Genomic DNA, 10,978 nt, shown 5'->3' on the forward strand with positions numbered 1-10,978 from the left:
GGACGGTCTGCCGAATCTGCTCCAGCCGCCAGCCGGGCGTTCCGGTGGACTGCCCCGGCGCCGCGGCCATACGGCGGTACCGCCGTACGGTCTCGATTTTCCCGGCTCCGCTCCTGGCCGCGGTGAAATCACCCGACGCAGCTGGAGAGAAAACCGTCCGAATCTCGCGCCATTCTCCGTTTTCAGCCGCAGTGACCGTTGGACCGCTGGTGCTCGCCGGCTGCGTCGGATCGCAGATTACTGCTGTCGGGTCGCAGTCTCCGCCGCTGCCGTCATCGAAGAACCCGTCGACCAGGGTGCCGCCGGGCAATCCGGTGTCAGCCATGTAGCTGTCGAAATACTCGGAACTCAGCACCGAACCCCACCGGTCGTACGTGATGACGTGATCGGCCGACGCCCTCACAGACCCGATCTCGGGGCTCTGGACGGCGTCGTCCCAGTACACCCCGAATACGACCTGACCATCGGCGCGGTACCCCCCCTCGACGTATCGTTCTCCGTAATCCTGGTACACCTGGCTGGACACGTCCGACGTCGACGCGACCCCCACGGGCGCCGCCATTTGCTCGGGATCTTCGACGTAGGTGCGAGTGGACAGCTTCGCGCTGAAATGCGTGTCTCCCGGATTGATGGCCGCATCGCGCAGTTGGCTGACATCCCGAGATGCGGACTCCGTGGCCCGAACCGGGTCGGGTGGAGCGGTGGAGTCGGTGCACCCTGCCAGAACCAGCGAGAGTGCGGCGGTTACCCGAAGTAGACTCGAACGCTGCTGCCGCATGGTGTGCCTCCAGGTAAAGGGGAACGGTTGGCAGCGCCGGGTGAGGAGACGCCCCCGTGGGCTCCGTCCCGGCTCCGTTTACCATAATGTCCACATCGTAAGCAATCAAGAGGTTTTATTCAAACATTCCAGCGACAAACGTGTAGTCCGTATTCGCGGGCGCGACGGCCGGGGGAGTGGATTGTGCGGCAACGACTTGCGAACAGAAGCCCTCTTGTCTCCAAAGACAATTGGCACCTATCCCAAAATAACCGTCAGCATTCCGCAGTTCTGCCAGGCCGCAAATCCTCCCGAGGCAGGATGCAAAGAGCGGGGGCGCACGATCGCTCGTGCGCCCCCGCCGTCCAGCCCGGATCCGTGGAGCCGGATCAGACCTCCATCACGTCCGCTTCCTTGTGCTTCAGCAGCTCCTCGACCTTGGCGATGTACTGGTCGGTCAGCTTCTGCACCTCGCCCTGCTCGCGGCGGATGTCGTCCTCCGACAGCCCCTCCTTCTTCTGGCGCGCCTTGACCTCGTCGTTGGCGTCCTTGCGCACCTGGCGGATGGAGACGCGTCCCTCCTCGGCCAGCTTGTGCAGCATCTTCACGTACTCCTTGCGCCGCTCCTCGGTAAGCGCCGGCACGGGCACGCGGATGAGGTTGCCGTCGTTGGACGGGTTGTACCCCATGTCCGACTCGCGGATGGCGTACTCGATCTTCTTGATGAGGCTCTTGTCCCAGGGCTGGACCGTCAGCATGCGCGGCTCGGGGGCGCTCACCGTGCCCACCTGGTTCAGCGGCACCATCGAGCCGTACGCCTCTACCCGCACGCTGTCCAGCAGCGCCGGGCTGGCCTTGCCGGTGCGCACGTTGGCGAACTCGCGGCGCAGCGCCTCCAGGGCGCCCTCCATCCGCTGCTTGGCTTTCTGCTGGCTCGACATGTCGTCCGTCCGGGAGATGGGAAATTCCGTAAACCGCGCGAAAGCCTACGAGTGGACCAGCGTGCCGATCCGCTCGCCGCGCACCAGGCGGGCCACCGCGCCCTCGTCATCGAGGTTCAGCACCACGATGGGAATGTCGTTGTCCTTGCACAGCGACAGCGCCGCCGCGTCCATCACCCCCAGCTCGCGCGAAAGCGCCTGCATGTAGGTGATGTCGGGAATGAACTCGGCGCTGGAGTCCTTCTTGGGGTCGGCCGAGTAGATGCCGTCCACCTTGGTCGCCTTGACGATCACGTCGGCGTTCATCTCGATGCCGCGCAGCACCGCCGCCGTGTCGGTGGAAAAGTACGGGTTGCCGGTGCCGCCGGCAAAGAGCACCACGCGGCCCTTTTCCAGGTGGCTGATGGCCCGGCGCCGGATGTACGGCTCGGCCAGCTGCTCCATGCGGATGGCCGTGAGCACGCGCGAGTGAATGCCGCGGCGCTCCAGCGAGTTCTGCAGGGCCAGGGCGTTGATGACCGTGGCGAGCATGCCCATGTAGTCGGCGCTCACCCGGTCCATCCCCTCGGCGCTGGCGGTGGTGCCGCGGACGATGTTGCCGCCGCCCACCACCAGCCCCAGCGCCACCCCCATCTCGTGGACCACCCGGATCTCCTCCACCAGGCGGTCCACCACCGGCGGGCTGATGCCGAACTTCTGCTCCCCGGCAAGCGCCTCGCCGGAAATCTTCAGGAGAACGCGGCGGTAGAACAGCTCCCCGCCCTGCCCGGCCCCGCCGGTGTCGGCCATCACTCGCCCAGCGCGTAGCGCGTGAACCGGCGCACGTCGATCTTTTCGCCGGTCTTCCCCGACACCTCGGTGATCAGCTGCCCCACCGTCTGGTCGGGGTTCTTCACGAAAGGCTGCTCCAGCAGCGCCTGGTCGGCGAAGAACTTCTCCAGCTTCCCGTCCACGATCTTGTCCCAGATCTTCTCGGGCTTGCCGGACTCGCGCATCTGCTCGCGGTACACGCCGCGCTCGCGCTCCACCAGCTCCGACGGGAAGTCCTCGCGGCGGATGGCCACCGGGTTGGCCGCGGCGATGTGCATGGCCACGTCGCGCACCAGCTGCTGGAACGCGTCGGTCTTGGCCACGAAGTCGGTTTCGCAGTTCACCTCCACCAGCACGCCGATCTTGCCGCCCATGTGGATGTAGCTGCCGATGACGCCGTCGCGCGCCTCGCGGTCGGCGCGCTTGGCCGCCTTGGCCGCGCCGCGCGCGCGCAGGATGTCGATGGCCGCCTCCATGTCGCCGCCGGACTCCATGAGCGCGTTCTTGCACTCCATCATCCCGGCCGCGGTGCGGTCGCGGAGCTCCTTGACCGCCTGTGCGCTGATCGCGTTGGACATCGTCTTCTTTCCGTCCCGAAGGATTGGTCGTGTAGGTCAGTGGCCCGCGGACGAAAGCCGGGGCGCCGGATTTTCGGGCCTGCGGGGCGCGAGCGCAACCCCGCCGGCCGAACGCGCCGCACGCGGCGCGGAAACAAAAGGGGGCGCCGGCAACACGCGCCGGGGCCCCCTGCAAACCTTCCGCCGTCGGCGCGGTGGCTACTCGGCGTCGCCGCCCTCGTCGGAGCCCCCGCCGATCACCCCGGCGATGGCGTCGGTGCGCGGCCGGCGCTTGCGGCGCGGGCGGCGCTTCTGGCCCCGGTCGTCGCCGCGGTCGGCGGGCTGGCTGGCGCCCGTCTCGCTGCTGTACGTGGTGGCCTCGGGCTCCTCGGCGCGCCGGCGGTCGTCGGCCGGCATGGCCGCGCGGGCCTCGATCACGGCGTCGGCGAGCGCGTTGCTGATCACCTCGACCGAGCGGATGGCGTCGTCGTTGCCCGCGATGGGCACCGTCAGCAGGTCCGGGTCGGCGTTGGTGTCGGCGATGGCGATCACCGGAATGCCCAGCTTGCGGGCCTCGGAGATGGCGATGTGCTCGCGCTTGCTGTCGACCACGAAGAGGGCGCCGGGAAGCCGGGCCATGTCCTTGACGCCGTTCAGGTACTTCTCCAGGCGCTCGCGCTCCCGGTCCAGCATCAGGCGCTCCTTCTTCGTGTAGTGCTCGAAGGCGCCCTCGTCCACGCCGCGCTCCAGCTCGCGGAGGCGGCGGATCTGCTTCTTGACGGTCGTGAAGTTGGTGAGCATGCCGCCCAGCCAGCGCTCCGTCACGTAGAACGAGCCGCTGCGCTCGGCCACGCTCTCCACCACGGCCTTCAGCTGCTTCTTGGTGCAGACGAACAGGATGCGGTCGCCGCGCGAAACCACCGTGCGCACCAGCTCCTGCGCAAGCTCGATCTGGCGGACCGTCTTCTTGAGATCGATGATGTAGATGCCGTTGCGCTCCGCGAAGATGAACTTGCGCATCTTCGGGTTCCAGCGGCTGGTCTGGTGCCCGAAATGGACACCGGCCTCGAGAAGTTCCTGGATCTGGGGTACGGCCATCGGTTTTCGTCCTGACGGTATGCGGTTTTCCCTGCGGCCCCACCCCGGGGCCCGGGCTTCCACCGCCGTCGTTCGCCCGTCCGACCGCGCCTGTTACGGGGCGGCACCCGGACGTGGGCGTCGGGCGGTGTGCTTGATGAACCGGGATTTCGGCAAACGCGCGTGCCGGGACGGCCCATGGCCACCCCGGCACCGCATGCCGGCGCTCCCGATCAGCGCTTGGAGAACTGGAAGCGCTTGCGGGCGCCCGGACGTCCGGGCTTCTTGCGCTCCACCTCGCGCGGGTCGCGGGTCAGCAGGCCCTCGGCGCGCAGCGTGCGGCGGAAGTCCTCGTTGATCTTGAGCAGCGCGCGGGCCACTCCCAGGCGAATGGCGTCGGCCTGGCCGCGGACACCGCCGCCCACCACCGTCACCTTCACGTCGTACTGGCCCTCGGTCTGCGTGGCCACCAGCGGGCGGGTGGCAGACTGGCGCAGCACGTGGCGGGGCAGGTGCGCCTCCAGCGTGCGGCCGTTGACGTCCCACGTGCCGTTTCCGGGACGCAGGTACACGCGCGCCACCGAGGTCTTGCGGCGTCCGACTGCGTTGAACTGTTCCGTCGCCATGATGATCAGAAAGTGAGGGGCTCGGGATTCTGGGCCTGGTGCGGATGCTCCGCGCCGGCGTACACCTTCAGCTTCTTGCGAAGCTGCTTGCCCAGCGCGTTCTTGGGCAGCATGCCCTTCACCGCAAGCTCGATCACCCGCTCGGGGTGCTTGTCCAGCATTTCACGGAAGGGGATGAACTTCTCCCCGCCCATGTAGCCGGTGTGCTTGAAGTAGGTCTTCTGGTCGGCCTTGTTGCCGCTCAGCCGGACCTTGTCCGCGTTGATGACCACGACGTAGTCGCCGGTGTCCAGGTGCGGGGTGAAGGTCGGCTTGTGCTTGCCGCGCAGCACTCGCGCGATCTCCGTCGCCACGCGGCCGAGGATCTTGCCCCCCGCGTCGACGACGAACCACTTGTGCTCGATCTCCCCCGCCTTAACGGAATACGTCTTCATCGTACTCACTTGCGCGCCGGGAGCACTCGGGCTGATCCGGGCGGCGACTGGTTGTTTGACAGACAAAAATCCCGCCTCCGGCACCGGCCCGAGGCGGAGTGGCGTGGTCGGGACAGACCGCTACGATACACAATCCCGGGCGTCCTGTCAACCCGTGGCGCCGAGCGAAAACGAGAGCGGGGGCGCACCCCGGTGCGCCCCCGCCCCAAACTCGCCGGCCCCGGCGTGTCAGGCCAGGAACGTTTCCAGGAACCGCGCGCGCGACTGGTGCCGAAGGCGGAGCAGCGCCTTTTCCTTGATCTGCCGCACCCGCTCGCGCGTAATGCCGAAGTTTTCGCCGATCTGCTCCAGCGTCATCGGGTCGGTGTCGCCCAGCCCGAAGTACAGGCGCAGCACCTTGGCCTCGCGCTCCGTCAGCGTGCCCAGCGCGTCGTCGATGCTGCGCTTCAGGGCCGATTCGTACACCTCGTCGTCGGGGCCCGGCGAGAGGCTGTCCTGCAGGTAGTCCAGCAGCTGGCCGTCCTCGCCCGGCACCAGGGGCGCGTCGAGCGACAGGTACACCTGCGACATGGCCAGCGCGTGGCTGATCTCGTCTTCCGGAACCTCCAGCTCCGAGGCGATCTCCTGCAGCGTGGGCTCGCGCCCCAGCTCCTGCGTGAGCGCCGAGCTGCGCTTGCCGATGCGGTGCACCGCCCCCGCGCGGCTCAGCGGCACGCGCACGATGCGCGACTGCTCGGCCAGGGCCTGCAGGATGGCCTGGCGGATCCACCAGACGGCGTAGGAGATGAACTTGATGCCCTTGGTCTCGTCGAACTTCCGCGCGGCGCGCATCAGCCCGATGTTGCCCTCGTTGATCAGGTCGGCCAGCGACACGCCCTGGTTCTGGTACTTCTTGGCCACCGCCACCACGAACCGCAGGTTGGAGCGAACCAGCCCTTCCATCGCGTCGGGCTCGCCGTCGCGAATGCGGCGTGCCAGCCGGCACTCCTCGTCGCGGTCGATCAGCGGAAAGGCGCTGATCTCGCGGAGGTACTGGTCCAGCGATTCGGATTCGGCCTGGAGTTTCTTGGCGGGGCTGAACGACATCGGCGTGCTCCGGGAGACGGAAGCGGCGGGCCGTGAGGGCGGGCCCGGGAAACGCGCATGTTGCGAGCGGCACTGCGGAGGAGCGTGCGGTCCCGCGGGGCCGCGGGGCTGCTACGGAACATGGAAAGGCGGCCCGAAACTGTCAACCCCTCGGGGAATCTTTTTGTCGAACGTGACGGGAAGAGTACGTCATCAGCGCCTGCCTAGCGGATGACCTCGCCGATGCGTGCCCAGCGCACGCCGGTCAGCCAGTCGAACTGCTCGGCGATGTCGTCCTGGAACGAGTAGTACACGAACATGGGACGGCCCTTGATGGACGTGGCGTCCAGGAACCCCCAGTAGCGCGAGTCTTCCGACCGGTCGCGGTTGTCGCCCAGGGCAAAGAACTTTCCGGGCGGAACCCACAGCGGGCCCCAGTTGTCGCGCGAGGGGCGGTAGGTGCGGTAGGTCTGGCCGCGATCGGCCAGGAACTCCAGCTGCCACTCCATGCGCGGGTCGGCCGGGTCGCCCAGCGGGTCGGTGTGCCGCGCGAAGGGCTCGTCCTGCGGCTGGCCGTTCCGGTACAGCACCTTGTGGCGCATCTCCAGCGTGTCGCCCGGCATCCCCACGATCCGCTTGACGTAGTTCTTGTGGGGGTCGTGCGGGGGCAGGAACACCACCACGTCGCCGCGCGTGGGGTTCGCGAAGGCCGGCAGGCGCCGGTCGGTCAGGGGGATCTCGGCCCCGTACACGGCCTTGTTCACCAGCAGGAAGTCGCCGATCAGCAGCGTTCCCTCCATGGACCCCGTGGGGATCTTGAACGCCTCCACGGCAAAGGTGCGCACGGCCAGGAAGAGCAGGATGGCCGTGCTGATGGCCTTGGTCCACTCCCACACCCAGCGCCCGGTGCTCATGGCGTGCTCGGGCTCCGCCGCCGCGCGGGGCGGCTGGGCCGGCGCCGGGCGGGGCGCGTCGTCGGGCAGGTCGTGGCGGGAATGATCCATTCGGGTTCCGCGGGCGTGGGGGTCGCGGGCGTGGGAGGCCCCGCACCCGTACACATGATGGCGGGCGCCGTTCCCGCGCCTAGAACGGCAGCCCGAGTCCGGCGTACACCTGGGTGCCGTCCCCGCGCGCCCAGGTGAGCGTGGCCACGCGGCCCAGCGACTCGAACCACACGCCCCCGCCCCACGAGGGGTTCCACTCCCCGGGCGAGTCGCCGTCCTCGTACACGCGACCCGCCTCGCCGAAGCCGAACACACCCACGCGGCCGCGGACCAGCACCCGCACCTGGCCCAGCGGCTGCCGCAGCTCGGCCGTACCGAAGACCGCCGCGTCGCCGGCGAACCGCTGGAAGGGGTAGCCCCGCAGCGACCCGTATCCCCCCAGGAACGCCGCCTCCTGGAAGGGCACCCGCCCGGCGTTCGCCTCGGCGCCAGCACGCAGCGCCAGAATGGGGCCGGGCCCCAGCGGCAGGTACGCCCGCGCCTCCGCGTCCACCCCGCCGAAGGTACCCACGTCGGCGCCGTAGGCCGCGGCCCCGGCGCGCATCCACCAGCCGCGATGGGTGATGGGAAGCGTGTCGCGCCCGTCCACCACCAGGTGCCCCGCCGCGCCGGCCTGCATCAGTCCATCCCCGCCGCGCACGTCCGCCAGCAGGGGGTGGCCGCCGCGCGGGTCACGCCACCTCGCCACCGGCCCCAGCGAGTACGACGCGCGCCGGCCCATCCGCCCGTACCACGCGGCCTCGGCGATCAGCTCGTCGTGGGCGGCCTCGTAGTCCACCTCCTCGTCGTCCGGTGAGTCGTTGCCCAGGCCGTGGAAGCGGATCACCTCGAAGTTGCGCGCCCCGACGCGGAGGCGCAGGCCCGTGCCGGGAAGGGACGTGCGGCGGAAGTCCGCCAGCGCCTCTACGCCGAACCCGCTCTCCAGGGGCGCGTAGAGGGCACGGACCGCCACCTGCCGCGCATACGGCTGCCGGCGGAACCCGTAGCGCGTCCACACGGGGCCGGCGCCCAGGATGGGGCCCACGTTGGTCACCCACCCCGCCCAGGGGGCCACCGGGGCGAAGGACGAGCCCCAATCCCGGGGCGCCGGCGGGTTGCCGAACATCGACCGCGGGGGGTCGGGATCGTACTCCCGCGTGTCGACCACCGTCCCCCGCCCCCTCAGCAGCCGGTCGTCGTCGCCATGGTCGTGAAGCACCGTCATCCGCGCCCCGGCGCTGGACGAGTCGGCGAGCACGTCGTCACCCCCGCCGCCGATCAGCCGCACCTGGATGGACCGCGCCGCCGTTCCCCGCGCCGCCGCGCGGTCGTCGCCGCCGTGCAGGAACACGCGCACCTCGCGCGTCTCGTCCGGGAGGAAGCGGCGGCGGAAGTACGGGGCGCTCGACGCGGGGGAGGGATAGAGGCGCAGCTCCACCGACCCGTCGGCGCGCCGGTCCACCTCCGCGCGCTCAGGCTGGTCGGTGGCGTGCACGTCCACGTCGCTCGCCAGGATCTCGTAGAAGCCGCGCGCGGCGGCGTGCAGGCTGTCGCGCCGGGCCCGCAGGATGCCGGACAGTCCGGGAGCGCTCAGCGGCTGGTACTCGGGGGGCATGCGGCGGACGGCCCCGGCGATCACCTCGTCCGTCACCCGCTGCTGGATGAAGCGCGCGGCCGAGTCCCACGCGGGCCACTCCAGCTCCGACAGCAGCCGCCGGTCCAGGTCCGAGGCGTGGATCACCAGGCCGAACACGTCGTCGTACCGCGGGCCGAACTTGGTGAGCTGGGGGAAGGCGGCGCGAACCGGGGCCAGCAGCAGCCCCCGATTGTCGTTGAAGGCGTTGTCGCGGTCGCGCGGCACGGGGCGCCAGCGCCAGCGGTCGCCGCTCTCGTACCCCGCCCACCGCCACTGGTCTTCGTGCCGGTCCCAGTCTCCCACCAGCACGTCCATCAGCCGCGCCGTCAGGTACTCGCGCGCGTCCAGCCGCTCGGCGGACGATTCCTCCAGACGCTCGAACAGCCGCTCGGTGCCTACCACCCGGTCCGCCCCGGCGAACGTCGTTCCCCCCTCCTCGGCATCCTCCGGGCGCACCTCCACCTGCCCCAGCCGCCCCGCGAACCGGCGGAACTCGCCCAGGAAGGGGTGGTCGGGCATCACGTACAGCGCGGGCCGGGGATGGAGCAGCCCCACGGCCGACACCAGCGGCTCCACCACCAGGGCGGCCGCGGGATGCTTGTTGGCTACCTGGTCCTGGGAGATGGATTCCACGAGCCCGTCGCGCAGGTCCGGCGGCAGGCCCCGCTCGGGCGTCTTGTTCACCGAGCGAAAGGCGTACTCCCGCCCGTCTGCGCCGCGCATGCGAAGCGACTCGGTCGCCAGGCCGCCGCCCGCCTCCACCACGCGCAGGCCGCTGGCGAAGGTGTCGGGGTTCAGCACGGGAACGCGCACGGGGGTGGTCCACAGGTCGCGGTAGGCACCGCCCCAGAGCGCGCGATGGAGCGGGCCCGCGCCGTACCCTGGGCCGGCCACCACCGTCGTGTCCTGCGCGGCGGCGGGCGCGCCGGCCAGCAGCGCCAGCCCCAGCGCGAGCATCGTCCGGCGCGGCAGCGATCGGCTCGCGGGAGCCACCATGCCCATGCGCGGGCCCCGCCCGGGCGTGCTCAGCGCACCCCGCGGCCGATCCCGCCGCGCTGGAGGGCCTTGTACACCAGGAACAGGCCCGCCCCGAACACCACCAGGTGAATCACGGCGTTCAGGATCTTGAAGACGATGGAAAGCACGACCCATGCGGCCAGCGCCAGGAGTGCGATGCGGAGCCACTTGTTCATCGTGAGCGGGTGGATGGTGGGATTGCAGCCCGCGGCGCCCTGCCGATCCGCGTTCCCACTCCGGAGATGCAAGTGCGAAGCCGCGCCCGTACGACAAAAAAGGAGGGGCGCCCGTAGGCGCCCCTCCCGTTTGGAGCCGTGCGGGGGAGGATTACTCCTCGCCGCGCACCGCGCCGGCCTTCACCTCGAGCTGGTACGGCTGGAACTCGCAGCCCGTCCGCACCGGCACGTACACCACTTCCGGAGTGCCCGTGGCGCCGGACTCGGCGAACACGCTCACACCCTGGTACTCGCCCGTGCGCGTGACCTCGGTGACACCGAGCACCCGCGGCAGGCCGTACTTCACATAGCGCCGGCCGTTGATCGTGATCGGCTCGGTGTTGATGTACCACGTCGCGCCGCCGGCGTAGCCGGTGGTAGCCGGGAACGCCTCGTTGAAGCGGCGGCCCTGGTACATGGTGTCAGCCCGCTGCGTGTTGTACGTCGCGGTAACCTCGCGGAGCGCGCCGTTCTCGACCACGCACACCCGGATGTCGCGGTCGTTGTTCACGACCGGCGGCGGCGGCGGCGGCGCAGGCGTCGTCTCGATCACCGGCGGCGGCGGCGGCAGGACAACCGGCGGCGGCGGAATCAGGTTGCCGAACGCCGCCTTCAGCCCCAGCACCAGCCGCGGCGTGAAGGTGAAGCGGTCCTCACCGCGGAAGCGCGTGTCGTCCTCGTCCGGGCCGTGCGCGGGCGAATCATACCCGTGCACCGCCAGCTCGCCGAACAGGCCCAGCCCCATCAGCGGCATGAACGTGCTGCCCACGCCGATCACGCCCTGGCCCGTCGTCGACAGGGTGGGGTTCACCGACATGCAGATGCCGTTGACGCGCCAGTTGGCCACGGCCGCGCAGCCC

Annotated in this window: 12 protein-coding genes; all 12 read right to left on the reverse strand. The window is 69.9% G+C overall.

Annotated features, from left to right (window positions below; all coding sequences use genetic code 11):
* On the reverse strand, nucleotides 1–778 hold a 778-nt coding region (locus VIB55_RS21405; protein ID WP_331878708.1), incomplete at its 3' end, for a hypothetical protein.
* Nucleotides 779–1,146: 368 nt separating this feature from the next.
* Nucleotides 1,147–1,698, reverse strand: coding sequence for a ribosome recycling factor (gene frr, locus VIB55_RS21410; RefSeq protein ID WP_331878709.1), 552 nt, complete (start codon nucleotides 1,696–1,698; stop codon nucleotides 1,147–1,149).
* A gap of 45 nt (nucleotides 1,699–1,743) precedes the next feature.
* Nucleotides 1,744–2,487 (reverse strand): UMP kinase, encoded by a 744-nt coding sequence (gene pyrH, locus VIB55_RS21415; RefSeq protein ID WP_331878717.1) that lies wholly within the window; start codon nucleotides 2,485–2,487, stop codon nucleotides 1,744–1,746.
* Nucleotides 2,487–3,086: a translation elongation factor Ts gene (gene tsf, locus VIB55_RS21420; protein ID WP_331878710.1), complete on the reverse strand. Its 600-nt coding sequence runs from the start codon at nucleotides 3,084–3,086 to the stop codon at nucleotides 2,487–2,489. Before tsf ends, pyrH begins: the two co-directional genes overlap by 1 nt.
* Before the next feature lie 198 nt (nucleotides 3,087–3,284).
* Nucleotides 3,285–4,163 carry a 30S ribosomal protein S2 gene (rpsB, locus tag VIB55_RS21425; RefSeq protein ID WP_331071804.1) on the reverse strand — a complete coding sequence of 293 codons (879 nt, stop codon included), beginning with the start codon at nucleotides 4,161–4,163 and terminating at the stop codon, nucleotides 3,285–3,287.
* Nucleotides 4,164–4,375: 212 nt separating this feature from the next.
* Nucleotides 4,376–4,768 (reverse strand): 30S ribosomal protein S9, encoded by a 393-nt coding sequence (gene rpsI / locus VIB55_RS21430; RefSeq protein WP_331878711.1) that lies wholly within the window; start codon nucleotides 4,766–4,768, stop codon nucleotides 4,376–4,378.
* A 5-nt stretch (nucleotides 4,769–4,773) separates the two neighbouring features.
* Nucleotides 4,774–5,202 (reverse strand): 50S ribosomal protein L13, encoded by a 429-nt coding sequence (gene rplM, locus VIB55_RS21435; RefSeq protein WP_331878712.1) that lies wholly within the window; start codon nucleotides 5,200–5,202, stop codon nucleotides 4,774–4,776.
* 228 nt (nucleotides 5,203–5,430) lie between these two features.
* Nucleotides 5,431–6,288 carry an RNA polymerase sigma factor RpoD/SigA gene (locus VIB55_RS21440; protein ID WP_331023577.1) on the reverse strand — a complete coding sequence of 286 codons (858 nt, stop codon included), beginning with the start codon at nucleotides 6,286–6,288 and terminating at the stop codon, nucleotides 5,431–5,433.
* A 203-nt stretch (nucleotides 6,289–6,491) separates the two neighbouring features.
* Complete coding sequence (lepB, locus tag VIB55_RS21445) at nucleotides 6,492–7,271, reverse strand: signal peptidase I (protein ID WP_331878713.1); 780 nt, start codon at nucleotides 7,269–7,271, stop codon at nucleotides 6,492–6,494.
* 79 nt (nucleotides 7,272–7,350) lie between these two features.
* The gene (locus tag VIB55_RS21450; RefSeq protein ID WP_331878714.1) at nucleotides 7,351–9,882 is read right to left on the reverse strand and encodes a BamA/TamA family outer membrane protein; all 2,532 of its coding nucleotides are present in this window, start codon (nucleotides 9,880–9,882) and stop codon (nucleotides 7,351–7,353) included.
* A 29-nt stretch (nucleotides 9,883–9,911) separates the two neighbouring features.
* Nucleotides 9,912–10,079, reverse strand: a complete 168-nt coding sequence (locus tag VIB55_RS21455; RefSeq protein WP_331878715.1) for a hypothetical protein — start codon at nucleotides 10,077–10,079, stop codon at nucleotides 9,912–9,914.
* A gap of 151 nt (nucleotides 10,080–10,230) precedes the next feature.
* A partial coding sequence (locus tag VIB55_RS21460) for a hypothetical protein (RefSeq protein WP_331878716.1) occupies nucleotides 10,231–10,978 on the reverse strand: 748 nt, incomplete at its 5' end.

This window comes from Longimicrobium sp. (assembly GCF_036554565.1).
Classification (GTDB): Bacteria; Gemmatimonadota; Gemmatimonadetes; order Longimicrobiales; family Longimicrobiaceae; genus Longimicrobium.